At 43.6% G+C, this 24418-nt stretch carries 25 protein-coding genes and 1 pseudogene; 15 read left to right on the forward strand and 11 right to left on the reverse strand.

Translation table 11 applies throughout. The features are described from left to right. Positions 1 to 72 precede the first annotated feature (72 nt). Positions 73 to 396, forward strand: coding sequence for an antibiotic biosynthesis monooxygenase family protein (locus L5L91_RS05445; RefSeq protein ID WP_263183324.1), 324 nt, complete (start codon positions 73 to 75; stop codon positions 394 to 396). Between the two features lie 76 nt (positions 397 to 472). On the opposite strand, the gene mscL is transcribed toward L5L91_RS05445, so the two are convergent. Together mscL and L5L91_RS05455 are read right to left on the reverse strand one after the other, a co-directional pair. Beyond that, positions 473 to 883 (reverse strand): large-conductance mechanosensitive channel protein MscL, encoded by a 411-nt coding sequence (mscL, locus tag L5L91_RS05450; RefSeq protein WP_105250328.1) that lies wholly within the window; start codon positions 881 to 883, stop codon positions 473 to 475. Between the two features lie 203 nt (positions 884 to 1086). Further along, a complete protein-coding gene (locus L5L91_RS05455; protein ID WP_263183323.1) occupies positions 1087 to 2031 on the reverse strand; it encodes a LysR family transcriptional regulator in 945 nt (314 codons plus the stop codon). 94 nt (positions 2032 to 2125) lie between these two features. On the opposite strand from L5L91_RS05455, the gene L5L91_RS05460 reads away from it, so the two are divergent. From L5L91_RS05460 to L5L91_RS05480, 5 genes and pseudogenes are all read left to right on the forward strand, one after another. Further along, positions 2126 to 3184 (forward strand): HlyD family secretion protein, encoded by a 1059-nt coding sequence (locus tag L5L91_RS05460; protein ID WP_173247738.1) that lies wholly within the window; start codon positions 2126 to 2128, stop codon positions 3182 to 3184. Between the two features lies 1 nt (position 3185). Continuing rightward, positions 3186 to 4814 (forward strand): DHA2 family efflux MFS transporter permease subunit, encoded by a 1629-nt coding sequence (locus L5L91_RS05465; protein ID WP_263235845.1) that lies wholly within the window; start codon positions 3186 to 3188, stop codon positions 4812 to 4814. Between the two features lie 162 nt (positions 4815 to 4976). Further along, a complete protein-coding gene (locus L5L91_RS05470) occupies positions 4977 to 5423 on the forward strand; it encodes a GNAT family N-acetyltransferase (protein ID WP_263235846.1) in 447 nt (148 codons plus the stop codon). A gap of 108 nt (positions 5424 to 5531) precedes the next feature. Beyond that, positions 5532 to 5858, forward strand: a complete 327-nt coding sequence (locus L5L91_RS05475; RefSeq protein WP_113939190.1) for a putative quinol monooxygenase — start codon at positions 5532 to 5534, stop codon at positions 5856 to 5858. Between the two features lie 28 nt (positions 5859 to 5886). After that, positions 5887 to 5985, forward strand: a pseudogene (locus tag L5L91_RS05480) (radical SAM protein); the annotation flags it as partial. Between the two features lie 273 nt (positions 5986 to 6258). Here L5L91_RS05480 and L5L91_RS05485 read toward each other — a convergent pair. Next, positions 6259 to 7896: a lactate permease LctP family transporter gene (locus L5L91_RS05485; protein WP_113939189.1), complete on the reverse strand. Its 1638-nt coding sequence runs from the start codon at positions 7894 to 7896 to the stop codon at positions 6259 to 6261. A gap of 566 nt (positions 7897 to 8462) precedes the next feature. On the opposite strand from L5L91_RS05485, the gene L5L91_RS05490 reads away from it, so the two are divergent. The 3 genes from L5L91_RS05490 to L5L91_RS05500 all read left to right on the forward strand — a co-directional run bounded on the left by L5L91_RS05490 (position 8463) and on the right by L5L91_RS05500 (position 11472). Next, positions 8463 to 8699: a thioredoxin family protein gene (locus tag L5L91_RS05490; protein ID WP_028761824.1), complete on the forward strand. Its 237-nt coding sequence runs from the start codon at positions 8463 to 8465 to the stop codon at positions 8697 to 8699. 346 nt (positions 8700 to 9045) lie between these two features. After that, a complete protein-coding gene (locus L5L91_RS05495) occupies positions 9046 to 9915 on the forward strand; it encodes a DUF2927 domain-containing protein (protein WP_263235847.1) in 870 nt (289 codons plus the stop codon). A gap of 117 nt (positions 9916 to 10032) precedes the next feature. Then, positions 10033 to 11472: an MBL fold metallo-hydrolase RNA specificity domain-containing protein gene (locus L5L91_RS05500; RefSeq protein ID WP_263235848.1), complete on the forward strand. Its 1440-nt coding sequence runs from the start codon at positions 10033 to 10035 to the stop codon at positions 11470 to 11472. Positions 11473 to 11672: 200 nt separating this feature from the next. Here the strand turns inward: L5L91_RS05500 and L5L91_RS05505 are convergent, their stop codons facing one another. Together L5L91_RS05505 and L5L91_RS05510 are read right to left on the reverse strand one after the other, a co-directional pair. After that, positions 11673 to 13028, reverse strand: a complete 1356-nt coding sequence (locus tag L5L91_RS05505) for a flavohemoglobin expression-modulating QEGLA motif protein (protein ID WP_131523937.1) — start codon at positions 13026 to 13028, stop codon at positions 11673 to 11675. Positions 13029 to 13569: 541 nt separating this feature from the next. After that, positions 13570 to 13746 (reverse strand): PA3496 family putative envelope integrity protein, encoded by a 177-nt coding sequence (locus L5L91_RS05510; RefSeq protein ID WP_006079984.1) that lies wholly within the window; start codon positions 13744 to 13746, stop codon positions 13570 to 13572. A gap of 324 nt (positions 13747 to 14070) precedes the next feature. On the opposite strand from L5L91_RS05510, the gene L5L91_RS05515 reads away from it, so the two are divergent. The 4 genes from L5L91_RS05515 to rimK all read left to right on the forward strand — a co-directional run bounded on the left by L5L91_RS05515 (position 14071) and on the right by rimK (position 19465). Then, positions 14071 to 16224: a CHASE domain-containing protein gene (locus tag L5L91_RS05515; protein ID WP_263235849.1), complete on the forward strand. Its 2154-nt coding sequence runs from the start codon at positions 14071 to 14073 to the stop codon at positions 16222 to 16224. Then, the gene (locus L5L91_RS05520) at positions 16221 to 16655 is read left to right on the forward strand and encodes a response regulator (RefSeq protein WP_263235851.1); all 435 of its coding nucleotides are present in this window, start codon (positions 16221 to 16223) and stop codon (positions 16653 to 16655) included. Before L5L91_RS05515 ends, L5L91_RS05520 begins: the two co-directional genes overlap by 4 nt. A gap of 9 nt (positions 16656 to 16664) precedes the next feature. Beyond that, positions 16665 to 18380, forward strand: a complete 1716-nt coding sequence (locus tag L5L91_RS05525; RefSeq protein ID WP_131523939.1) for a putative bifunctional diguanylate cyclase/phosphodiesterase — start codon at positions 16665 to 16667, stop codon at positions 18378 to 18380. Positions 18381 to 18559: 179 nt separating this feature from the next. Continuing rightward, entirely contained in the window at positions 18560 to 19465 is a 906-nt protein-coding gene (gene rimK / locus L5L91_RS05530; RefSeq protein ID WP_113939182.1) for a 30S ribosomal protein S6--L-glutamate ligase, read from the forward strand. Between the two features lie 59 nt (positions 19466 to 19524). Here the strand turns inward: rimK and L5L91_RS05535 are convergent, their stop codons facing one another. The 4 genes from L5L91_RS05535 to L5L91_RS05550 all read right to left on the reverse strand — a co-directional run bounded on the left by L5L91_RS05535 (position 19525) and on the right by L5L91_RS05550 (position 22198). Beyond that, entirely contained in the window at positions 19525 to 20214 is a 690-nt protein-coding gene (locus L5L91_RS05535) for a TorF family putative porin (protein ID WP_263235852.1), read from the reverse strand. Between the two features lie 291 nt (positions 20215 to 20505). Further along, a complete protein-coding gene (locus L5L91_RS05540; protein WP_006079990.1) occupies positions 20506 to 20778 on the reverse strand; it encodes an HU family DNA-binding protein in 273 nt (90 codons plus the stop codon). Positions 20779 to 20937: 159 nt separating this feature from the next. Beyond that, on the reverse strand, positions 20938 to 21735 hold the full coding sequence (locus tag L5L91_RS05545; protein WP_105250312.1) for a response regulator: 798 nt from the start codon (positions 21733 to 21735) through the stop codon (positions 20938 to 20940). Positions 21736 to 21817: 82 nt separating this feature from the next. Further along, positions 21818 to 22198 carry a hypothetical protein gene (locus L5L91_RS05550; protein WP_105250311.1) on the reverse strand — a complete coding sequence of 127 codons (381 nt, stop codon included), beginning with the start codon at positions 22196 to 22198 and terminating at the stop codon, positions 21818 to 21820. Between the two features lie 127 nt (positions 22199 to 22325). Here L5L91_RS05550 and L5L91_RS05555 point away from each other — a divergent pair, with 127 nt between their 5' ends. Beyond that, positions 22326 to 22835 carry a DUF4240 domain-containing protein gene (locus L5L91_RS05555; protein ID WP_263163668.1) on the forward strand — a complete coding sequence of 170 codons (510 nt, stop codon included), beginning with the start codon at positions 22326 to 22328 and terminating at the stop codon, positions 22833 to 22835. A 13-nt stretch (positions 22836 to 22848) separates the two neighbouring features. On the opposite strand, the gene L5L91_RS05560 is transcribed toward L5L91_RS05555, so the two are convergent. Both L5L91_RS05560 and L5L91_RS05565 read right to left on the reverse strand, forming a co-directional pair. Further along, entirely contained in the window at positions 22849 to 23163 is a 315-nt protein-coding gene (locus L5L91_RS05560; protein ID WP_263163666.1) for a hypothetical protein, read from the reverse strand. A 135-nt stretch (positions 23164 to 23298) separates the two neighbouring features. Then, the gene (locus L5L91_RS05565) at positions 23299 to 23607 is read right to left on the reverse strand and encodes a hypothetical protein (protein WP_105250308.1); all 309 of its coding nucleotides are present in this window, start codon (positions 23605 to 23607) and stop codon (positions 23299 to 23301) included. 278 nt (positions 23608 to 23885) lie between these two features. Between L5L91_RS05565 and L5L91_RS05570 the strand changes: the two genes are divergently transcribed. Then, a complete protein-coding gene (locus tag L5L91_RS05570) occupies positions 23886 to 24410 on the forward strand; it encodes a DUF3016 domain-containing protein (protein WP_113939176.1) in 525 nt (174 codons plus the stop codon). The last annotated feature ends 8 nt before the right edge of the window (positions 24411 to 24418 follow it).

Here is a 24418-nt window from a genome sequence, read left to right on the forward strand (position 1 = left end):
CAGTGAGCTAAAGAGTGATAGATGGGCTAGTCTTAGAGTCGACATTAAGGACATTCATTTCTGGAGAACATTATGATCGCGGTAATTTTTGAAGTCATCCCGACAAAGGAAGGAAAGGAAGAGTATCTGCACGTGGCGGCTGAAATGCGCCAATATTTAGAAGGTCGTACGGGGCTGATCTCGATCGAACGTTTTCAGAGCTTAACCGACGATGGCAAAGTACTGAGCCTGTCGTTCTGGGAGGACCAAGCCTCTATTACCCAATGGCGCAATCAGATGGCCCACAGTATTGCCGAGCAAACGGGTATAGTGCCTTGTTTGTTTAACTCTTATCGCATTCGGGTGGCAGAAGTAGTGCAAGATTACAGTGAAACTGTGCATGTTGAAGTTGAGTAATCACTTATCTCGCTGATGTAAAAACAAAACCCATCTCTAGAGATGGGTTTTTTATGCGTGACACTTAAGTTTGAGATTATTTTTCTTGTTGAGCTTTCAATAGATCGCGGATTTCAGACAGCAACTCTTCTTCTTTGGTCGGTGCTGGTGGCGCTTTAGGCGCATCTTCTTCCTTGCGTTTTAGGGTGTTAATGGCTTTTAAACCCATAAAAATGGCGAAGGCGATAATCGTAAAGTCGATAATAGTCTGAATGAATTTGCCATAGGCAATGACCACAGAAGGCGCATCACCTTGAGCTGCCTGTAGCACTATGCTCAAATCACTAAAATTCACACCACCTAGGATGATACCAATCGGTGGCATGATGACATCGGCCACGAAGGACGAGACTATTTTGCCGAATGCGGCACCTATGATGATACCAACGGCCATGTCGATCACATTGCCACGGGACGCAAAAGCCTTGAACTCTTTAATTAAGCTCATTAGGTTTCCTCCAAAATTGAGATTAAATGTTAAATTTTATTGTGCAAACTGTATCAGGAAAACCTAAGGTCTTTTGCAGCCTGTTACCTTGCCAAGCTTATAGGGGCTTATGGATTAAGGCAATTCTGACATAGAGGATTTATCCTCAAGGCAATGATTTTCACTTTACAAAGTAACAATTGTTACTGTTTTGGGTGTTCGATTTATTCATCTAGATCGGCATGGCCGATAAAATCAGGGACTTCTAAGACTTGCGATCCCCAACGTTTAAATAGGGAGCTATAGATGAATTCGATAAAGACGCGGTATTTTCGCGGTAGATACGCCCGCTGTGGATAGCTAAGCACTACCTTAGTTTGCACCATTGGATAGTCATCTAGTAGCGGGATTAAATCGCCTTTTTCTAATGCGACTTGGGCTATGATGGATGGCACCGCTGTGATCCCAAGCCCCGCAATGGCGGCCTCGCGAGAGAGGGTGACATTGTTTACCGTCAGTTGAGTCTTGGGCTCGGCGACAATCCAAGTTTTGCCATCGAATAATTTCCACGCACCTTCGATATGCGCCGACTGCAAGCGAATCGCTTTATGTTTGGCTAAGTCCTGTGGCACCTTGGGCGTTCCATGGACAGCTAAATAAGCTGGGCTTGCCATAAGCGATTTATGGGCGTTGACTAAGGCATAGCTTTGCAAGCGAGTGTCACCCGAATCGGCAATTTGAAATAACAGATCGATACCTTCTTCTATGACATCGACCTTACGGTTGGTGAGTTCAGCCTCTATGGTGATTTCGGGATAAAGCGTTAAAAACTGCGCGAAAATCGGCCCTAAAAACAATTGGCCTAATTCAATTGGGCAGACAATTTTTAGATTGCCTTTAATCAATTGCTGTTGGGCGCTGAGCTGATTTTCGGCGCTCTGCAGATCGCTGAGGATCTTATTGATCCTGTTGTAATAACTCGATCCTGCTTCGGTGAGTTTTAGGGCTCTGGTGGTGCGAAAAAGCAGTTGTGTGCCGGTATCGGCTTCGAGCTCGGCTATCTTGCGACTGACGGTTGCCTTAGTGAGCCCAAGGGCTTTAGCTGCGCCAGTAAAGCTACCTTGCTCGACCACTTGAGCGAAAATTTGCACGCGATTGAGATCCATCATTGTTACACCTGTGAAACAGTGGGTTGATTTTTTACTGACTAATAAACTTAGTGAGACAGTAGTACACTAGATATCACTAATCAAGGAGTCATTCATGTCCAAAAGTAAACTCATTATCGCCGTTCCACTGTTACTCGCTGCAGTTGCGGGAGGCGGTTATTACTGGTGGACACAGGTACGTTTTATCGAAACCACGGATAACGCTTATGTTGAGGCCGATATTTCCCATATCAGCGTGAAAGTGCCTGGCTACGTTGTGTTAAGCGATGTAACTGATAACCAGCATGTGCAAAAGGGTGAGTTATTAGCTCAGCTAGAAGATAACCAGTTTAGTGCCAAAGTGAGTCAAGCCGAAGCCTCACAGGCGAGTGCGAAGGCGGACTTGCAAACCTTAGCCGCAAAGGTGGAGTTGCAACGGGCGTTAATCACTCAAGCCAGCGCAGGCGTGGTAGCGGCAAAGGCCGATAAAATACGGGCACAACAACAATTGAGCCGTTCAAAAAAGCTTAAAGTCAGTAATTACAGCTCCCAAGATGATGTCGATCAACTACAGGCCGGATTTGATTCTGCCGCCGCCCGTCTCGATGAAGCTCAAGCCGTGTTAGTGGCAAAGCAACGGGAGTTAGCGGTTTTTAATGCCCAATTAGATCAGGCGGGCTCAGTAGTAGAGCAGGCCGATGCGACTTTAGAACTGGCGAAAATTCAATTAAATGATACCCGTGTGACCGCACCTTTTTCTGGGGTGATTGGTAAACGTGGCGCTATGGTGGGGCAGTACGTGCAACCCGGCCAAGCACTCTACAGTTTGGTTCCGGATGGGGCAGTGTGGATCACGGCGAACTTTAAAGAGACCCAGATCCAACATATGCAACCAGGACAGTCGGTGCAGGTCAGTCTCGATGCGTTTCCCGACAAAACCTTTATAGGTGTTATCGATAGTCTGTCACCGGCGTCCGGAGCCAAATTTAGTCTATTGCCAGCGGAAAACGCTACAGGTAATTTCACTAAAATCGTCCAACGAATTCCCGTGCGTATTCGCTTAGATTTATCTGAGGAAGAAGCACACATGCTACCGGGCTTAAGTGCGGTCGTGAAAGTGGATACGGCGTCGGGTACTGCAATATCGGCAATCGCTGCAAATACAGGTCGTTAGTATGAGCGCAACTGGCTCTATCACTGCGTCTGCCGATATTGAGGCGCAGGGCATCAGTGTACCTAGAAAGCCTAGCGATTATGAACGTGGCAGTCGCCGTTCATGGATTGCGGTATTTGGTGGTTTGATCGGCGCCTTTATGGCGATCCTCGATATTCAAATCACCAATGCATCGATGAAGGAGATTCAAGGCAGCCTTGGGGCAACGCTCGAAGAAGGCAGCTGGATTTCAACCGCGTATCTGGTGGCTGAAATGATCGCGATCCCGCTCTCTGGCTGGCTCAGTACGGGATTGTCGGTCAGGCGTTATCTGTTATGGACCACGGCTGCTTTTATCTTTGCTTCTGTGCTTTGCTCAATCGCGTGGAACTTAGAGGCCATGATCGCCTTTCGGGCGCTACAGGGCTTCTTTGGTGGTGCACTGATTCCGTTAGCCTTTAGGCTTATTCTTGAGTTTTTACCCGATAACAAACGTGCTGTCGGCATGGCATTATTTGGCGTGACTGCCACATTTGCGCCTTCAATCGGCCCGACCTTAGGCGGTTGGCTGACCGAGCAATTTAGCTGGCATTATCTGTTTTATATCAATGTGCCACCGGGTTTGTTGGTGATGGCCATGTTGGCCTACGGTTTAGAGAAGCAGTCGGTCGTTTGGGATAAGCTGAAGAATGTCGATCTGGCGGGCATAGTCACTATGGCGCTGGGTATGGGTTGCCTTGAAGTGGTGCTCGAAGAAGGTAACCGCAAGGACTGGTTTGGTTCAGAACTCATTCGTAATCTGGCCATTATTGCCGTCGTGAATCTGGTGTTGTTTGTTTGGATCCAGCTAAGGCGCAAAGAACCGTTAGTAAATTTGCGCCTGCTCGGTAAGCGTGATTTTGTGCTCTCCACCGTGGCGTACTTTTTACTGGGCATGGCATTATTCGGTGCTATTTATTTGATCCCGCTTTATCTATCACAAGTCCATGATTACACACCGTTAGAAATTGGTGGTGTGATTATGTGGATGGGATTTCCGCAGCTATTGGTCTTACCCTTAGTGCCGAAATTGATGGAGCGCTTCGATAGTCGTTATCTCGCTGCTTTTGGCTTTTTAATGTTCGCCATTAGCTATTACATGAATAGCCAGATGACCGCAGATTATGCCGGACCGCAGATGATCGCTTCGCAAGTCGTGCGGGCCTTAGGTCAGCCTTTTATTCTGGTGCCTATTGGTATGCTTGCGACTATGCATTTAAAACCCCATGAAAATGCCTCGGCATCGACGGTATTAAACGTGATGCGTAACTTAGGTGGTGCTTTTGGTATCGCGCTGGTGGCGACTCTGACTGACACTTTGTCGCGCGGGCATTTGGCTCATATTAATGAATCTTTACCCGCAGTGAGCACGCAGGCGCAGGACTATTTAGCCCAAAGCGCAAGTATGTTGCAGGCGGGAAGTTCAGATCCCTATACCGCCGCCGCGCAGGCGAAAGCTTTGCTGGGCAAAACCATGAGTCAGCAAGCCTATATTCAGGCCTATAACGATGTGTTTTACATCATGGGCGCTCTGCTACTTATCGCCGTATTCGCTGTGTTGCTGATCCGTAAACCGACAGGGCCTGTGGCCCACGATGCCATGGTCGAGTAATAACGTTTTTCGTTATCCTGTTGTCGCCATAGATTTCCCCAGATCTATTGGTTTGCGCAATAGCTTTGCGCCTTAGTCCTTACGGATTAAGGCGCTTTTTTATGGTCTTTATGCTGTGGTAGACTCAAAGCTCTTTTTCGATGATTTGCAGAGGGATATCGTTTGCAGTGGCAAAATCTTACATTTAATCAATTAAATGCCAATACCCTATACGACATATTGAAGTTAAGAGTCGATGTGTTTGTGGTAGAGCAGGCCTGTGCGTATCCAGAGCTTGACGATAAAGATAGGCATCCAGAAACCCAGCATTTATTCGGCTTATCGTCAGACGGGGAGCTGCTTGCCTACGCGCGTATTTTGCCGCCGGGATTGAGTTATCCAGAGGCGAGTATCGGCCGTGTGGTGGTATCGCCAGCGGGTCGAGGCAAAGGGCTAGCCATGCCTTTAATGCAGCAAGCCATTGAATCGGCACTGACGACTTGGCCCGATGCTGGGATCCAAATTGGCGCCCAAGATTACCTCAAAGCTTTCTATCAAAAACTCGGCTTTGTCGCCTGCTCTGAGATGTACTTAGAAGATGGTATTCCCCATTTAGATATGCGCTACTAATCAGCATAAGCGGCTATCAATATGAGTTATCTACATCAATTATCAACATAAGCGATCAACAAAAGCTAGGCACATAAGTATTCATCATTAAGCCAATAAGGAACCGAGATGTCGACTTCAACGGACTATAGAATCAATCAACAGCAAATTGCCTGCGTGGCGAGTTTTCTGGCTAAAGAGGGCAAAACCGAAGCACTAATAGCTGCGCTCGCGAGCCTTATTCCTGATACGCGCCGCGAAGCGGGTTGTATTCGTTACGAACTCAATGTGAGCCGTGATGAACCACGCCGCGTGACGTTTGTAGAGAAGTTTGTCGATATTGCCGCCTTTGATGAGCACTGCGCTAAAGATGCGATTCAACACTATTTCCACCAAGTTATGCCCGAATTAGTCGAGTCATACCATGTGGAAACCTATCATCAAGTGATTGTTTAACCATGAGATAAACGATTAGGAGCTTGCAGTGTTGATTAACGCTATCGAGCCAGTATTTAGATCTCTATCCGAATGGAGCTCATTGATACTGCAAGTGACTAATGGCCGCAGCTGGAACTATTGCACTTTAACTCTTTAGTGTTAAAGGGTGTATTAGTAAGGACAAGGTGAAGTTGCTGGCTTAAGTTGCATTTGCCATCAATGTACCGAGTATTTATCTACGACAAGAATGACAACCTAGACTTTGATTGTATGACTTCACTGGGATTAATAAAGCTGCCTTGCTACTTTGCTTAATTGAACCCATTCGAATTTCATCGCAGAGTGAGTTTTATATCCATTCCAATCTAAAAAGCCGAGTGGTTTATCACTCGGCTTTTAATATATCTTAGATATCGCTTTATTTAGTGAAAAACACTAATGTCCAAGGGACTACGTATGCTTGGAGTACTGTGATCACGCCAATGAAAGTACAGAAAAATAGACTGTGCTTTAGCGTAAAGCGGAAAAGATCTGATTCTTTACCCGCCAATCCCGTTGCAGCGCAAGCAACGGCAATAGATTGTGGCGAAATCATTTTGCCCGTTACTCCTCCCGTAGTGTTTGCGGCGACTAATAACTCAGGTGTTACACCTATTTGGTTTGCTGTATTGGCTTGCAGCGCGCCAAATAGGGCATTTGATGAGGTGTCTGAACCTGTTAAAAACACACCTAACCAACCTAAGAATGGTGAGAAGAAGGGGAATGCTACGCCAGTGCCAGCGAGCACGAGTGCTAAGGTTGAAGATAGACCTGAATAGTTTGCGACAAAGGCAAATGCTAATACTAATCCAATCGACAATATCGGGAATTTTAATTCAATTAAAGTGTCTTTAAAGGATGTCAGTGCATTACTTACTGACATTTTAAGGACCACAATTGAGATCATTGCTGCGATTAAAATGGCTGTTCCAACAGCGCCTAATAAATTAAGTTTATATATTGCTGCATAAGGGGTTTCCTTAGCGACAATAGGTGCACTTTTGATAACGAGATTATGTAAGTAAGGTACTTCAATACTGATAGTGGCAAAACTTAATGCCAGTTGTACATCTTTAAGACTCCACAGGGTTACAATCGCTGTGAGAATAATAAAGGGAGACCATGCTTTAAATATCTGGCTATTAGAAAAAGTAGATTTAGGGGTAGTAACTCTTTGTTTCATTCCTGAGAAAGTGAATATTTCTTTTGGTTGCCAGACTTTTAAAAATAACGTTAAACAAATTAGACTGACTAACGCTGAAGTAATATCGGGTAATTCGGGGCCGATAAAGTTTGAGGTTAAAAATTGGGTAATCGCAAATGAAACGCCTGCTACTAATGTTGCGGGCCAAGTTTGACGTATTCCCCTGATGCCATCCATCATTGCGATGAGCCAGAAGGGGACAATAATCGATAAAATTGGCAACTGACGGCCAGCGAGTTGTCCAATATGGAATGGGTCTAGTGATGAAACCTGACCTGCTACGATAATTGGGATACCCATAGCTCCAAAGGCGACGGGTGCCGTGTTTGCGATTAAACAAAGTCCTGCTGCATACAATGGATTGAATCCAAGCCCGACAAGTAACGCAGCTGTAATAGCAACAGGTGCACCAAAACCAGCAGCACCTTCGAGGAAGGCTCCAAATGAAAAGCCAACCAATAGCATTTGTAATCGTTGATCTTCCGTGACTGAGATGACTGACGAGCGAATAACCTCAAATTGACCTGTTTTAACGGTGATTTTATATAAAAATACTGCGGTAATAATAATCCAAGCAATTGGCCATAGCCCATAACTAAAACCATATATAGCAGAAGCAAGCGCGATACTAATAGGCATTTTGTAGGCGAGTATCGCGACTGCTAAGGCAATTAATAAGGTTAATGCCCCAGCGATATAGCCTTTAAGTTTTAACACAGTTAAGGCTAGGAAGAAAAACACAATAGGCAGTAAAGCAACCATTGCGGTTAGCCACAAGCTACCGAGTGGTGTGTATGTTTGAGTCCAGGTCATAGGGAGGTTTCCGTATTGTTATAATATGTTGATAAATCGTGTCGCAGCCGCAACATAGCAGATACTAGTGTTTAGTGATGTAGGATCAATCTTAAATGTTGTAATAAGTGATATGGGTCACGAGATGTGTGGATAAATGATGACGGGGAAATACCTAAATAATAATCAAGTAAAATATTGATTGTTTTAGCTATATCCACCAAACATCTAATTTAGGTTGTATTAATATTTGTTGTGTTATCAAGATTATTTTTTTGAGTCGTGAAATTAACTAGAGTATTGTGATTTTATGAAAAACTAGGCTGTACTTTTTTAGTTTTTTGGTAGTGTTTATAACAGATGGTATATAAATATTTGTTTATATTTATATATAGAAATTAATAGCAATCAATGCAATGCAACTAATAATGCAGTTATCTTATTGTGGCCTGAATTGAGCTATAGATGTTGCCATACTCTTGTCTATGAGTTTGCTTGGCTGGAAATTTACCTTGCTATATGTGGCTGCGAGTATGACAGTAGGTTGAAATTTTTAATTTTGCAGCACAGTTCGTTAAGGAAGTAACATGAAACAAGTCAAAGTATTAGGCAGTGGTTGCGCTAAATGTAGCAAAACCGCTGAGATGATTGCGGACATATCAGAAGAAATGGGTGTAGATGTTATTGTAAAAAAGGACACAGATCCTCAAAGCCTATTGAAATTTAAAGTGATGAAAACCCCTGCGGTAGTGATCGATGGTGAGCTCATACATAGCGGCTCAGTACCGACGCGCGATGAAGTTGAGGGGTGGTTAAGGGACTAGAGCTCGCTGACTCGCTGAATAGTTGCACGGAGTATGCTCGTTAGAAAGCGCTTAAGCTAAAAATGCACACCATTGTCATCCTGAATCCTTGGCAATGGTGGTGTAATATCATCAGTATACGATTAATGATATTAAATATAATGTGTTTAAAAACAATGCATTGATGCTTTGTGTAGTAATTTTATTATGGGGTTTTATTGGCAACGGTTTAGTCGGCATTGCATTCTCTGGGCGAGTTTATTAAGTCTATGTCGTAGGAGATTGTTTGCAGATTTCGACTTCTTTTATCAGTATCACTGCTATGATTTTGATTCAGTAACCTCGTCAAGTTGCGGGATGAGTGCCAATGCAAAAGTGGCTTAGGGTATTAACACGTTTCTACAGTTGGTTATTTTTTACTGCACGTCTGTTTCGTTTAGGGCTTTTTCTAACGCTAAGTTTATTCGTTTTACCTTTATTTGCTGCTCAAATATCTCCCGGATTAACCCAAGTATTAACGCCCGCTACGGATTGGAAAAACTCCGCTTATATCACCCAAGCATTTAGTGAAGTCGCCCTACAAAATGAGTATGACCTTGCTAAACATAGCGTGCGTAAGTGGCGCATACCGGTACGAGTGTTTATTGAGCATCAAGTGGGTGATAAGGCGCTGCACACTCAATTAGTGTTGATGCACTTAACACACTTAGGCCAGATCACTGGCCTCGATATTCAACGGGTAGATACGCTCTCTGAGGCGAATCTGCACTTAGTTTTTACCCGTCAATCCCTATGGGCAAGTGAGGTGATGCGCTTAATGGGACCGAGCTCGGCGAAAAATGTCCATGGCTCTGTGTGTATGGCAAAATTTGCTCTCAATTCACGGCAAGAGATTGAACGTGCTTGGATTATTATTCCTGTAGATCAAGCCAAAATGCACGGTAAGTTAGTGGCTTGCGTAGTGGAAGAGATAACCCAAGTGCTTGGTTTACCCAATGATTCAGAGAAAGTATTTCCCTCCATCTTTAACGACAAAACCCCGCAGGACTTACTCACTGGGCTCGATTTCATTTTGCTTAAATTACTCTATAGCCCAAGTATTAGCGCTGGAATGACGGCCGCAGAGGTCAAACAGCCTTTGCAGATTTTGCTCGAACAATGGCTGCGCGATGGCACTATTGCTAACGCTGGCAAAACGGTACGTCAAGGTCAGTTGTACCCATTGTTAGGTTATTGATGACTAAGCATTACAGCTAAAGTTGACATTGCTCGCACGTGACTAATTAATCCTTTTTGTTTTAGGAATAAGGGCATAGTCTATCTTTATATGAGATAAACACCTTGGAGGGACACCATGCGAATGACATTGCAGTTTTTAGGGGCGACAGAGGAAGTGACAGGTTCGTGTCATTTACTCTCGGTTGATCATGAACACTTATTGCTCGACTGTGGTTTGATCCAAGGCGGTAAATCTGATGAGTTGCGTAATCATGATCCCTTCGCATTTGATCCTGAGTCTATTTCTGCTGTCGTGCTTAGCCATGCCCATATCGATCATTCTGGGCGTTTACCACTCTTAGTCAAAGCGGGTTTTGATGGGCCTATTTACACCCATAAAGCCACGGCAGAGCTGTGCGCCATCATGCTCAAAGATGCGGCTATGCTGCAGACCCGCGATACCGAAAGAGTCAATAAAAAGCGTGCTAAACATGATCTTGACCCCCTAGAACCGCTATTCACCGTTGAAGATGCTGAACTTGCGATAACCCAATTTGTACCATTGGAATACGGTCAAGTGATTCGGGTTATTCCCCATGTGGATATTTGCCTCTCAGATGCAGGGCATATTTTAGGTTCCGCCTTAGTCGAGTTGTGGTTAGGTGAGGGCAAATCACAGAAGAAAATCGTCTTCAGTGGCGATCTTGGCCGTGCAGGTATGCCGATTTTACGTAATCCTACCTTAGTGGATACGGCAGATTTAGTCTTAATGGAAAGCACCTATGGCAATCGTTTTCACCGCAGTTGGACGGATACCTTAGCCGAATTGAAAGCCATTTTTGCTAAGACAGTCAACGAGAGCCAAGGCAATATATTGCTCCCCGCTTTTTCGGTTGGACGAGCACAGGAGTTATTATATCTATTTCATTTATATGCTAAAGAATGGGATCTCGGCCGTTGGAAAATCTGCCTAGACAGCCCGATGGCAATTGAGGCGACCCGCGTCTACGTTAATAATTATCCGCTGATGGATGAGGACTTTAAACGCTTTACCCGCCAACATCCTGGGCAGCATCCGCTGTTGTCGAATGTCGAATTTATCCAAACGACCGAAGAGTCGATAGCGCTGAACGACGTGCATAAGGGATTGATCATTATCGCAGGGAGCGGCATGTGTAACGGTGGACGTATTCGTAGCCACTTAGAGCATAATTTATGGCGCCCAGAATGTGATGTGATTATTTGTGGTTATCAAGCGCTTGGAACACCAGGGCGTGCCCTCGTCGATGGCGCTGAGGAACTGTCTATTCATGGTAACAGCATTAAAGTCGCGGCTAAGTTACACACAGTGGGTGGACTTTCAGCCCATGCGGATCAAGCAGAGTTATTACGTTGGTATCACCATTTTGAAGGCCAGCCGCCGTTAATTTTAGTCCATGGAGAACCCGAGGCGCAGCATGGATTAGTCGATGTGATTAACCAAGATCCTCAGACTAAACCAAAGGCTATAGCAATTGCGACCCAGGGTGATCGATTGGATTTAAATGCACTGCCGCAGTTAGTGTGGAAGCCTTAAAAGATTTGAAAGTACAAGTTCAAAAGTTGGGTGGAAATGCCATTATCTTCTACACGTGTGGCAAAGTGAGTTATCCTGCCTGTGAGTTGTATTTTGAATGTAATGGTGAAGGTTTTTCTATCGAAGATTAGCGTTTAGTTTTATAAAAAAGCTCACATAGTTGTGAGCTTTTTTTATTTTAAATCAATCTAGTTACTGTATTAGTCCGAGTTGTTGTCAAATTCAGTATCATCGAGTAACTCAAAGGCGGGGACGACATTTGGTACGTCTTTAAATAAGCGAGTGAAATGGCGCTGTACACCTTTCAAATCGATTCCTGCTAAACCTGATGCAAAACCAAACCAAGCATAAAGGCCACTAAAGTTATCAAACATGGGCGGTAGATATTTAGGCGTAGTTAGAATGCCCTCTTGGCAAGCTTGGTATAACACGGGGATATCTTCGATCGCCAATTTACCGAGGAATAGCATAGGAATGAGTTCAGGAAGGCCTGAGGTGATGGCGCTGCGGATAAAGTTAATGTTTTCCACATAGCCACGCACATAGGAAATATCCTTAGTGAAGAAACTGCCGCCTTCCACCATACCCCCACGGAAAACCCTTTGGGTGACACGGTAACTGTCTGTCGCACTTAGATTCAATCCTCTGAAATAATTGAATACCTCTATAAAGTCAGCACCATTTTCAGCCATATCGACCGCGGCAACACGGTCACTAATTCGCCGAGCCCGTCCTGGATTTGAGCTTAGCGTCAGCATTTCCAGTAAAACGGCTAGACCTTCTTGGGTTGCTGCTACGCGCGGAGAACCGACACTGAGCCAAGTGGCGTGGGGTTGAGCTCGGCCGTTTAGCGTCGTGCCGACATGCACCCAACCTTCATGAACTTCATATACATTAAGATCCGATTCACTGAACATTGCTTTGCTATTGAGCTTAACAGTGTCGCCACCGACTGCAGCGTCAGAGACGATACCGTCACTAAGGCGTACACGCATATCATCGCTATGGAAGTACTTTTCTAAACGTTGGCTGAGCACGTTAACCGCTTCTGGCGCGCTAATAATTTTAGGGTGGTGTTTATTCATGTGCCTCGCCGCGGGCAGCGAGAAAATGTAGCTGAGTTTATCGCCTAACTGGCGCAAGGTATGGCGATCGCCATGCAGTTTATGGCTAGCACTGCCGTACAATTCTTGGCTGAGCTTACCAAAGGTTGGCGTGCCTCTGTTCCCCAACATATCGATGACAAGGCGATACTGATCGACGTTTGCCACTAATATTTTGCCGAGTTTGTCTCGTTTACCCAAACGTCTATGGATGTCCTGCTTTAGGGAGGCTAGCTCAGCTTGGGTTTTAACAGGATCAAAAGGTAAAGCAATGTTTTGATAGAACTCTTGCTTGATAGCTGGAAGTACCGTGCCCTTATTGGAGAGAAAACGTTCCTCCATTTCCCGCGGCCATTTAATGGCATCTAAGATTTTTATTGGCGTTTGAATGCGAATTAATTCATCGGAAAAACGGCGTAGATCTTGTTGATATTGGGCTAACGACTCAGACATTCCCGTATATCCTGCAGGTAATTTCAGCGAGAGAGATGTGGCTAATCATAGCCTTAAACCTCATTTATTCATATTGATTCGCAGGCTAGCTGAGAAAATATACCGATTAAATAAATTAGCTGTTATCGATTTTGTGAATCATTTTGGTGCACTTGTTACAATTATAGCGCTATGTCTATGGGACATAAATAAGTAAACATCTGTTTAATAATATTTTATTGATATGACATTAAAGCTGCTTTGTTCTTGATATAAAAATAGATTGATTGGAGCAAAGCATGACAGCGATGAGTTATTTGAGTGTGTTCAGGCTGAATGCTTGTTAATCAAAACTCAAGCCGACAAGAGTGGTAAAAATGACTGTGATGACGCGATATTAAATCTGGAGGTTAGTGAGCTAGAGCAGAGTCACACCCAGCATTATTGGCTGGGTGAGATATTCGATTTTAGTGGGCCAAAACTCAGTGAGTTCGAAACAAATGATCACCGACTGAGATCATCATCCCATCATTTTGACCACTAGATAGCGAGATAGAATTGGCTAGAAAAAATCGTCATCTCCTAATGCACGTTTTAACTCCGCCCGCTCGAGGTAGTCTTCTAAACGCTTTTTGACTTCGCGTCTATGCTGCATTGCCTCGGCGGCTTTGCTGTTTCTTGGTGTGGTCATTGCCTCAAGTTCAGTATCGTTGGGCACGACTTCAGTAATATGAGCCATAACGAATTCCTCTTGTTGTTCCTAACGACTTTCTAACTAAAAAGAGTATGGTAGAAAAGCAAATAATTTTGTGAGTTAGGGTGAAAAATTCTTCCCGTGAGTCGGATGATTCAGCTTACTGCTGTTTGGCGTCGGCCCGAGACAGCAATTGAATATTTGATTAATTTAGTTTTTGCTTATTTTGTGATTAAGAGCACGGTATAGTCATAGATATATTCGGGTTAATTCCGAGTTAAATAGTAGGATAAACTTGAATTTAGTCATAATTACAACAACACTTGTACCAGTGTTTGTTGTTAATCGTTTGCTAGGGAATTGGCTTACATGGACAAGGATCAGTTTTCTAAATCACTCCCCCCATCTAATAATATCTACTTTAGCGTGCTGAGCTCTAGCTGGCTGATGATAGTGGCTGCCTTGCTTTTCATGGGGATCTCTTGGTATGTGCTTGAGCAATATCTTAGGGATAGAGGTGAAGAGCGTTTCGAAAATAGCGTTCAAGAATTAACAGAAGCCGTGAATCGCAGAATGCTTGCTTATGAGCAAGTCTTACGTGGTGGCGTTGGCTTATTATTATCGTCGAGTAATGTGACACGTCAGGAATGGCAAACTTATGTCATCAATGCTCATTTATCTGAGTATTACCCAGGTTTTCAAGGTTTTGGCTATGCTCAGTTACTTCAACCTGAAGCATTAAGTGCACACATCCAACAAGTTCAAGCTGAAGGTTTTAAAGACTATAAAGTTTACCCAGAAGGAACGCGTGATCAGTATTGCGTGATTGTGTACTTAGAACCCTTTGATTGGCGTAATCAAAGGGCCTTGGGTTATGACATGTGCTCCGAGTCTAATCGATATAAAGCCATAACTCGCGCTATTATCACTGGACTGCCGACAGTTTCTGGCAAAGTCGTATTAGTTCAAGATACTTCTGATGATGCTAAAGCGGGCTTTTTAATGTATTTACCGCTTTATCAAGGCACCACAACAACAGAGGCTGAGCGTAAACAGCACGTGTTTGGACTTGTGTATGCAGCGTTTAGGATGGATGACCTCATGCAAGGGATTATGGGGGAGCGATTCTCAGGCTTGAAACTTGCCATTTATGAAAGTCCGCAGGCAAGCGCTGACAGTTTAATGTTTACCAGCAGCAAAGTGGCCCCGAATGAGCAGGATGTGTTTTATCACTCGCAGACTGACTTAGTTGGAGGGCAGTTGTGGCGTTTAGACATTTCATCACAATCGCGTTTTATCTCGAGAGCGGAACAGACCCAAGGTATGTGGCTCCAATTTATCGGTTGTGGTTTTATTTTGGCATTGTTTTACTCAGTGTTAATTATGGCGCGTAATCGATATAAGGAGTCTTTACTGACTTCAGAGTTAATTGCTAACGAAAAACGCTTTAGATTAGTAATTGAAGCCTCTCCAAGTGCGCTATTTATGGTGGATAAATCTGGATTTATTACTTTAGTGAATACCCATGCTGAACGTTTGTTCGGCTATACCAGAGACGAGTTACTCGGTCGTTCCATCAATATGTTATTGCCCGAAACCCTAAGGGATGCTCATCAGCAGCACATGAGTAACTATTTAGTGCAGCCTATTGCGAAAAATATGTCGATGCGGGATGACCTGTTTGGCTGTTGCAAAGATGGCAGTCGACTCGCAATTGAAGTGGGGTTGACGCCTATTCATTTTAGTAATGGCATTTCTATTCTCGCGACAATTAACAATGTCTCTGAACGTAAACGCATTGAAGTTCAGCGTGCAGAACATATGCTTGAGCTTGAGCGTATCAATCAAGAATTAGACAGGTTCGCCTATATTGCTTCCCATGATTTGAAATCCCCCTTACGTGGTATCGAGCAGCTAACCTCTTGGTTATCAGAGGATTTAGTCGATAGCACCAATGAAAATGTACAGAAATACCTAGGGCTTATCCAAAGTCGTATTCATCGAATGGTGTTATTACTCGATGGACTATTGATGTTTTCTCGGATTGGTCGTGTCGATACCGAAACTACTGAAGTGAAAAGTCGGCAACTGGTTGAAGACATGTTTGCGCTCGTCGCGCCGCCACAGGGATTTGAATTAGTCCTAAAAGGTGAATTTCCGAATTTTTATACCGTAAGACCATTGTTGGAATTAGTTATACGAAATTTAATCAGTAACGCCATAAAACACCATGACTTAGGTACAGGTGTGATTACGGTTTCATGTGATGCGGTTGATCAGCAGTATCGATTCAGTGTGATAGATGATGGTCCGGGGATATCAAGCTCATATCATGAAAAAGTCTTCGAGATGTTTCAAACACTTAAACCAAGGGATGAAGTTGAAGGCAGTGGTTTAGGCTTATCACTTGTGAGGAAAACAGTTGAAAGTTTAGGTGGAGAGATTCAGCTCAAATCGCAGGGCCGAGGTTGTTGTTTTTGCTTTAGTTGGCCTAAGAAAATAGTGAAAAAGGAGCTTCTATGAGCGCAGCAAATCACTATCAACAGGTCACCATTTTATTGGTTGATGACGATGACGTGGATTACATGGCCGTGCAGCGGGCGATGAGACAATTGAGGTTACTCAATCCCTTAGTGCGTGCTCGAGATGGGATCGAAGCATTAACTATTCTAACGAGTTTAGACACGATCAAAGGTCCGTATCTTATTTTGCTCGATCTTAATATGCCAAGAATGAATGGATTTGAGTTCCTTGAGCGAATACGTTCAGATCCTTCTCTTTCTTCGTCTGTCGTTTTTATGCTCACCACGTCGAGTACCGATGAAGATAGGATGAAAGCCTATAGCCATCATGTGGCTGGTTACATGGTTAAAACTGATATGAATGACGGTTTTAACAATATTTTTAATATGCTTGAAGGTTATTGGCGAATAGTGGAGCTCCCATCCGCATAAGGTGAGTATATGGATTTACTACTGATCGATGATGATGAAGTTGATAGAACTGCGATCATCCGAGCACTCAGACAGTCAAAGTTGACTTTTAATGTGGTCGAAGCAAATTGTGCATTTGATGGTTTAAATCTCGCATTAGAACGTCATTTTGACGGTATTCTATTGGATTATTTATTACCCGATGCTAATGGCTTAGAAGTGTTGATCAAGCTTAATGCCATGACGCAAGACCAGACCGTAGTCGTTATGCTGAGTCGCTATGAAGATGAGAAACTGGCTCAGCGCTGTATTGAACTAGGTGCACAGGACTTCTTGCTTAAAGATGAGGTCAACTCGCGGATACTAACTCGTGCAATTCGTTATGCGAAACAAAGATCTTCAATGGCGTTGGCGTTACGTAATAGTCACCAAAAACTAAAAGAGCTAGCTGAACACGATTCGTTGACTAAGCTGGTTAATCGCTATGGTTTTGAACTTTGTCTTAATCGAGCGATAGCAAGGGCCAAACGTTGTCACGACTATTTAGCCGTTATCTTACTCGATTTAGATGATTTTAAAGCGATCAATGACACTCTAGGCCATCAGACGGGGGATATTCTTTTAGTTAAAGTAGCCGCTCGATTAAGTGAAGTACTAAGAGATGGCGACATTATTGCCCGTTTAGGTGGGGACGAATTTGTCGTGCTAGTCACTGATAATGATTATAAATATTTCCCTATGATTGTGGCTAATCGATTGTTAAAAGTGTTTGAGGACGTGTTTTGTCTCGGTGATAACGATGTGCTTATTGGTGCCAGTATCGGCGTGGCTTTTTATAATGAAGCGGCTTCGAACAGTTCTGAGCTGATGAAATGTGCCGATATCGCTATGTATCGCGCTAAAAAAATGGGCCGAAACCAGATTCAGTTTTACTCAGAAGCTTTAGATAAAGAGGTGCGTTACCGTAATCATATCGAGTCGAGTTTGCGTACTGCCTTAAAAAGAAATGAATTTAAGGTTCATTATCAAGCGCAAGTGAATGCGAAAACCCATCAGCTGGTGGGGATGGAAGCCCTTATCCGATGGCAGCATCCTGTAGACGGCATTATCACCCCAGATCAATTTTTACCCATAGCCGAAGAAATTGGATTAATGGAGGACATTGATGATTGGGTGCTTGAACAAGCCTGTATTCAGGCACAGGTTTGGTTAACCCAATTACAGCCAACAGGGAGAGAATTTACCATTGCCGTTAACCTGTCAGCATCGCAAATTGGAAATGAGAACCTGTTTGATAAAATAGCGAATACGCTGACTAAGACAGGACTTCCTGCTGTAGCATTAGAGCTTGAAATTACTGAGAATTGCCTTATTGAAGATCCCCATGAACATGCCAAAATGCTCGATAGAATCGCCGAGTTAGGGGTGCGTTTTGCCCTTGATGATTTTGGGACGGGTTTTTCGTCCTTAGAACATATCAAATTGTTTCCCATTAGCGTGCTGAAAATCGATAAAAGCTTTGTCGCTTCCTATGATAAGGATGATAAAGACACTCGTTTGCTCGCTGCATTACTTAACTTCGCCCATGGGTTTAATGTCATATCAGTAGCTGAGGGCGTTGAAACAATTGAGCAGGCTGAGTTTTGTACTTCTCGCCATTGTACTGTATTACAAGGTTATTTATTTTCTCGTCCCTTAGATGCAACGGAGTTTGAGGCTAAGTATATTTTGCCGCTGTTAACTTAAACCGAGTTTCGAGTGTGATAGGTCTTGAAGTATTTCATTAGCATAATGATTTCGTCTGGTGAGGAATATTTTCTTGCTTTACACTGAGCAATAGACAAATATCAGCCCCTTTTTCTGTCGCTGTGCTTTTGGTGCCGCAGAACGGTTTATTCACTCATGCTTAAGTTGGTCACTCAGCAATGAAAATAGGTATTTTATCCCAATTCCCCCAGTTGTATTCAACACAACGCTTAGTCGCGGCTTGCCAAAGTCGTGGACATGAAGCAGTCGTGATCAATACGCTGAATTGCTACATGAATATTAATTCTATTAAACCTAGCATTCATTATGAAGGTACTGAATTAGTTGGGTTTGATGCCATCATTCCGCGTATTCATGCTAGCGTGACTTTTTATGGTTGTGCCGTTGTTCGTCAGTTTGAAATGATGGGCGTATATGCCGCGAATGATTCAATCTCCATTGCGCGTTCGCGGGACAAATTGCGGGCACTGCAACTACTTTCCCGCAAAGGGATTGGCATGCCAGTGACGGGTTTTGCCAATAAGCCAAATGATATCCCAGATCTCATCAATATGGTGGGCGGCGCTCCGTTAGTCATTAAATTACTCGAAGGCACTCAAGGGATTGGTGTCGTACTCGCTGAAACTAAAACGGCTGCTGAGAGCGTGATTGAAGCATTCTTGGGGCTCAAAGCGAATATCTTAGTACAGGAATACATTAAAGAATCCAATGGTAGTGATATTCGTTGTTTTGTTGTCGGTGACAAGGTTGTTGCTTCGATGAAGCGTCAAGGTCCCGAGGGTGATTTCCGCTCAAATCTGCATTTAGGTGGTTGTGGTGAGGTGGTAAAAATCACCTCTGTTGAGCGTAAAATGGCTATTGCCGCTGTGAAGGCGATGGGATTGGTTGTCGCGGGAGTAGATATTTTACGTTCTAACCGTGGCCCACTGATCCTTGAGGTTAATTCGGCGCCAGGCATTGAAGGGATTGAGCAAACAACAGGGATTTCAGTGACTGAGCCCATTGTTGAATATATTGAGAAAATGGTTGCGGCCCGTAAAACAAACCGGTCAATTATTGCCTAGTAGGTGATGGTGATAAAACGACGCCACTTTTTAAGGTGGCGTTTTGTTATGCTTAGAGCCTATAGATCAAAACTGTAGGAATATCCGAGTACTAGTTTGGCATCATCGGTGAGATCGGTATCAGAGACCATAAATGACACTGTGCCTATACTGGTATCTGCGCTGAGAGTCACGTTATAGTCGGCATAATTATCTTCGCCAAACCAAGATTGGACGACATCACCGTTTGAGTAACCATAGTGCACTGATAAACTCAGCTTTTCAGTGAGAGGAACGGATACCGTCGCGGCAAGATAACTGAGATCTTTATTATCTAAAGGATCGGCGGCCAGATCGTCACCGGCATTGATGACTTGGGAGTAAGCTAGTTCGAGCCATTTCCACGTGACAGCAGCATGGAGCTCACCAAAATCAATACTGCCCGGCGCGTCTGGATAGGCGTAGTAGAGATAGCCAAAGTCGTAGCTGATGTCTTCGGTAATACTGCCGCCATAACCTGCATATAGATCAAGCTCGTAGCTAGTATCATCACCAAAATCCACATTCGATGCCCAAGTTCCCGCATAAAATCCAGAATCGTGGCTGTAGTCAAGGCCACCTTGGATTGCGACCGCATCTTTAGTTTGGGTCGCACCGCGCCATAGATAATTAGAGGTACCGCCAATGTTGCCTGATACGGCTGCAAAGGCGTTGCCTGCCAGTAACATTCCCGTCGATAAGGCCAAAACGCTGTACAGTGATTTCTTCATGCTCATCCCCTCGATTGACTTATTTATCGATTCACCATTGGCACACTCAAAGTCAGCTGTGGTCATTAGTGCATCTTGGTTTTTTTCTAAGGAAGGATTTGCTAATCACATGCCACTATTACAATGCCATGTAAAACAAGGTATTAGAACTCTAAATGTTAATGAAATGTTTTTATTTGCCAGTTTGTGGGGCAGAGGCGCACTTTTGTTGTGCAAAAAACATTCAGTGCTTCACTGGGATTGGGCAAAAAAAACGCCTCACAATGGAGGCGTTGTATTGAATTTTATAACTTAGTTTACGCTGTCACGTAGGGTTTTACCCGCTTTAAACTTCGGCACTGTCGCTTCAGCAATTTGAATTTCTTTACCCGTTTGTGGATTACGGCCAGTGCGAGCGGCACGAGTCGCTGTTTCAAAAGAACCGAAACCTACGATGGAGATTTTGTCACCATTTTTCATTGATTCGGTAATAGCTGCTTCAAAAGACTTCAATGCGCGTGCTGCTTCTACTTTCGTTAGATCGGCATTTTCTGCAATTTTGGCGATTAGTTCAGTTTTGTTCATTTTTATTGTCTCTTCTTTCCGTAGATTTATTTGAAATAAGCGTGCCTAACATGCCATAAGGTTTAGCACTTGGAAAGCCTTTTGCGTCTAGCGTGCAACAGGATGTTCAGTAAAGCGCAGAATATTTACTCAGTTCGTGATTTAAGTTTTATTCTGGTTTTATTCTTCTAACAGTTGATAGAGTAATTTTTTAACAAGTTTGGGTTCAAAGGGTTTGTCACATAAGGCATTTACACCCGCTTGGGACACATTGCTGAGGTGGGTATCGTTGGCTTCGGAAGACACCATCAAGATGGGAATGTGTGATTGTTGGCTTTCATTGCGGATAAATTGTGTCAAAGCTAGCCCATCTACACTCGGCATATTGTAATCAGTGATCACTAAGTCGAACATATTGTGTTTCATTAACGCTATGGCTTGCGCACCATCCTCGGCCTCGGTAATCAGCTTCATCCCTAAGTTACCAATCGTACGTTTAATGACGTTTCTTGCCATACGGCTATCATCGACCACTAATACACGTACATCTTGTACATCGAAATTACTCAGGTCGAGTTCATCGTGGCTGAGTAAATCAATCGTGGCATTCAATGCTGTACCTAAATGGTCGGCACTGAAGGGTTTAGGTAGAATCGCTACTACACCCGATTGGCGGAATATTTCAAGTTGCTCACGGCGGCACTCACTCGAGACCAGCATAAATTGGATATCTTTGCAGTCAGCGTTGGCCCTTAAGTAGCCCAAGAGATCGATGGCAGTGCCATCATCGAAATGCATGGCGCTCGCAATAAGGTCAGGTTTATGGCGAGCAATAATATCTTTAGCCGCTTCTATGTTTTCTGCGGTTTGAATGCTGAGAATGCCTTCTTGTTGTAAGCGCTGAATAATAATTCGACGCTGTGTCTCTGAAGGTTCTACTAAAAGAATGGAAAGTTCGCTGGGCGATAAATGGCTCATAGTCTACTTCAAGTTAAGAGTCGTAAGTATTTTACTGGGTCGCTAAGCTACGCTATTGATAACAGCTTAGCAACAAAGTCCATTACTGAGTTTGGCGGGTCAAATAGTGTCTCGTGACCTTAGAAAATGCGATCCAATACTGCACGAGTAAAATAACAATAATGCTCACTGTGAGTGGCAACATAGGAATGTTGTGGCCAGAAACAACCACTTTTACATCCTCAGGGGTAATGCGATAGGCAATAATTGCTGTAATCCCCAGTGCCGAGAATCCTAAGGTTTGCATGCCAATATAAATTTTCAACACTAAGCTAGACCACGGCGCGCGTATGAGTATGCCAACGAGCACGGGGAGGACACCTAGGGTGAATACATCAAGGGATTGAGTCATCACAGTACGCCAAAGTGCAGCAATGCTGAAGAGGCAATATAACGTGATCAGTAGTATAAGACGTTTAGGCATAGATTGAAGTGCACACCAGTAGCAAAGAAGATGAGCAAGTGTAGGAAATGCCCTAATCCGAGTCCAGTATAACCGTAATATCGTGTAGAATATGCCTTTTTGCTAGAGGCTCTAATAGGTGACGTTTATGACAGAAGTTGAGTTTTGGGGTTTAGTCACGCGAACAGAAGCGGCGCAATCACAGGAGTCTTTGACTCAAGCACTGAAGCAGAAACTTGCCGAATTGAGTAATGAAGAGTTAAAAGCTTTCGATAAAATGTTTGGTCAGCAGATGCGCCGTAGTTATCTGTGGTCTGTTTGGGGGGCGGCTTACATTATTACGGGTTGTGATTCTGAATATGCTTTTGCCGAGTTTAGGTGTTTTTTGATTTCACTTGGTAAAGAAATTTTCGAAGGTGTGGTTAATCAGCCTGACACCCTAGCACGTTTAGTCGCTTGGCCAGAGCGAGATGCCTATGCTTACCCTTTTGTAGATGAATACGACCTTATCGCAGGGCAATTATACGAAGATAGAACCGGTGAGGAACTGCCCTTTATGCCATCGGGCAAGGCGACGCCCGTGGGTAAAAAATTTAGCACTAAGCCCAAGGATTTAAAGCTGCAATACCCTGAACTGAGTGCCCGTTTTCCATTTTAATCTTGGCAATACCTTACGAGCGTAAGCAAGCGTTGGTAGTGACATCGAAGGTCATGCCGTATTTAGGGCAGATGTCGCTCATAAACTCATGTTCTTGCGCGGTTAATTGTTGACTAAAATCTTGCTTAAGCTGCTCTGTCATTTGATGTTCAGCCGCATTTTGCGCCTGAGCCAATTTACTCAAATGAACAGTAACAGCTTGTTGCTGGCTGATGGTCAATGGTGCAGCATGGCTTGGAAGGCTGATACTCGTTCCGATTGTCAGCAGTGCCAATAAAGCGAGTTTTCGTGAATATGGGTTGAATAGATAAGCCGTTTTTAGGTTCATAGGTAAGCTCCAAGTTAAAAATTACGTTTAACACGTTAGTTCTAAATCGTGCATCCTTAGACGGTAAAGAAAACGAGTTTTACTGTGAGGAGCTGAGTTTATTGTATAAATATTGAACCTATACTGAATGGTTAGTTAGTGCTCATTCTTCATTTCTTCGCATTGAAATCCTTGCTTACGAGTATCGAACTGGCACATAGATCCACATTCCCAAGGCACATTGTCGTAGAAGGCAGATTGTTCGCGTGCAAAATCGCGGCAAGTATTATAGCTGTCAAAGTTATCAGTTTTTTTATACTTTCCTGAATCATAGCCATGGTTGTAGATAAAGGCTGACCAAGTTTTAGGGCCAGTATTTTTGTCACTCGGGGAGATAAACCAAATCGCACTTACGACGCAGGTAAACAGGATAAGAATGAACACAGGTACAACAGGGAATTTCATTTTTTATTAAGTGGGCAATGTAAACAATAGCGGAAGGATAACGCTTTTTTTGTCGTTATGCGCGTGAAATGTTCACAAATTGATAACTATGCACTTACTTGGTGCAATTCCGATACAAAAAGATACGTATTGGTTGTGGTGGTTAAATAATATTTACTTAATTATACAAAAGCTTACGGAACATTTGCTGTACTTATATCCGTTTTGCGTTAAGCTCTAGTTCAGGTTAGATTTTGTACTGTGGTTCTCAGAAAGTTATCTAGGCCTTGGAGGCAAACATGAAAATTCAGTCCCTTTTACTCGCAGGTGTATTAAGTTGCAGTGCGGCTTGGGCGGCCGATGAAGCGCCTGTGGATCCCGTCACCGAAGATGGTGTGGTTAAAATTGTTTGGCAAAGTCCTAAAGATTATCGCGATATAAAATCATCAGGGGAGCTCCAATCCCGTTATGAGAAGCGCTTATTTGAGACCTTAACTGAAAACATCAATAAAGAAGCCGCGAAGATTTTAAAACCAAATCAAAAGCTTGAAATGACCATTACCGATGTTGATCTTGCGGGTGATATGCGTCCAACATTTGGTGCGACCGCCAATGATTTACGCATTATCAAAGACATTTATCCGCCACGTATGACTTTTTCTTATCAAGTCATGGAAAACGATAAAGTGATTATCGCGGGCGATGAAAAACTGTCGGATATGGGGTTTATGGGTGGGATCCAATCTTTAAATGATAAACCTTTTATGTATGAAACCAAAATGTTAACCGAGTGGTTAAAGAAGACGATTGCACCACAACTTTAATGACTCAT

Source organism: Shewanella sp. SM55 (assembly GCF_025654025.1).
GTDB lineage: Bacteria > Pseudomonadota > Gammaproteobacteria > Enterobacterales > Shewanellaceae > Shewanella > Shewanella oncorhynchi.

Excerpts from the sequence above, each read along its gene's own strand:
- L5L91_RS05510 (WP_006079984.1), bottom strand. The coding sequence starts at position 13,746 with ATGGCTCATATTACTGAAGTCGTGCCCAACGATACTGAACTTGAGGCA.
- L5L91_RS05570 (WP_113939176.1), top strand. The coding sequence starts at position 23,886 with ATGAAAATTCAGTCCCTTTTACTCGCAGGTGTATTAAGTTGCAGTGCG.
- L5L91_RS05505 (WP_131523937.1), bottom strand. The coding sequence starts at position 13,028 with ATGTCTGAGTCGTTAGCCCAATATCAACAAGATCTACGCCGTTTTTCC.
- L5L91_RS05545 (WP_105250312.1), bottom strand. The coding sequence starts at position 21,735 with ATGAGCCATTTATCGCCCAGCGAACTTTCCATTCTTTTAGTAGAACCT.
- L5L91_RS05445 (WP_263183324.1), top strand. The coding sequence starts at position 73 with ATGATCGCGGTAATTTTTGAAGTCATCCCGACAAAGGAAGGAAAGGAA.
- L5L91_RS05565 (WP_105250308.1), bottom strand. The coding sequence starts at position 23,607 with ATGAAATTCCCTGTTGTACCTGTGTTCATTCTTATCCTGTTTACCTGC.
- L5L91_RS05490 (WP_028761824.1), top strand. The coding sequence starts at position 8,463 with ATGAAACAAGTCAAAGTATTAGGCAGTGGTTGCGCTAAATGTAGCAAA.
- L5L91_RS05485 (WP_113939189.1), bottom strand. The coding sequence starts at position 7,896 with ATGACCTGGACTCAAACATACACACCACTCGGTAGCTTGTGGCTAACC.
- L5L91_RS05540 (WP_006079990.1), bottom strand. The coding sequence starts at position 20,778 with ATGAACAAAACTGAACTAATCGCCAAAATTGCAGAAAATGCCGATCTA.
- mscL (WP_105250328.1), bottom strand. The coding sequence starts at position 883 with ATGAGCTTAATTAAAGAGTTCAAGGCTTTTGCGTCCCGTGGCAATGTG.
- L5L91_RS05475 (WP_113939190.1), top strand. The coding sequence starts at position 5,532 with ATGTCGACTTCAACGGACTATAGAATCAATCAACAGCAAATTGCCTGC.
- L5L91_RS05455 (WP_263183323.1), bottom strand. The coding sequence starts at position 2,031 with ATGATGGATCTCAATCGCGTGCAAATTTTCGCTCAAGTGGTCGAGCAA.
- L5L91_RS05515 (WP_263235849.1), top strand. The coding sequence starts at position 14,071 with ATGGACAAGGATCAGTTTTCTAAATCACTCCCCCCATCTAATAATATC.
- L5L91_RS05525 (WP_131523939.1), top strand. The coding sequence starts at position 16,665 with ATGGATTTACTACTGATCGATGATGATGAAGTTGATAGAACTGCGATC.
- rimK (WP_113939182.1), top strand. The coding sequence starts at position 18,560 with ATGAAAATAGGTATTTTATCCCAATTCCCCCAGTTGTATTCAACACAA.
- L5L91_RS05460 (WP_173247738.1), top strand. The coding sequence starts at position 2,126 with ATGTCCAAAAGTAAACTCATTATCGCCGTTCCACTGTTACTCGCTGCA.
- L5L91_RS05535 (WP_263235852.1), bottom strand. The coding sequence starts at position 20,214 with ATGAAGAAATCACTGTACAGCGTTTTGGCCTTATCGACGGGAATGTTA.
- L5L91_RS05555 (WP_263163668.1), top strand. The coding sequence starts at position 22,326 with ATGACAGAAGTTGAGTTTTGGGGTTTAGTCACGCGAACAGAAGCGGCG.
- L5L91_RS05495 (WP_263235847.1), top strand. The coding sequence starts at position 9,046 with ATGCAAAAGTGGCTTAGGGTATTAACACGTTTCTACAGTTGGTTATTT.
- L5L91_RS05500 (WP_263235848.1), top strand. The coding sequence starts at position 10,033 with ATGCGAATGACATTGCAGTTTTTAGGGGCGACAGAGGAAGTGACAGGT.
- L5L91_RS05560 (WP_263163666.1), bottom strand. The coding sequence starts at position 23,163 with ATGAACCTAAAAACGGCTTATCTATTCAACCCATATTCACGAAAACTC.
- L5L91_RS05550 (WP_105250311.1), bottom strand. The coding sequence starts at position 22,198 with ATGCCTAAACGTCTTATACTACTGATCACGTTATATTGCCTCTTCAGC.
- L5L91_RS05465 (WP_263235845.1), top strand. The coding sequence starts at position 3,186 with ATGAGCGCAACTGGCTCTATCACTGCGTCTGCCGATATTGAGGCGCAG.
- L5L91_RS05520 (WP_263235851.1), top strand. The coding sequence starts at position 16,221 with ATGAGCGCAGCAAATCACTATCAACAGGTCACCATTTTATTGGTTGAT.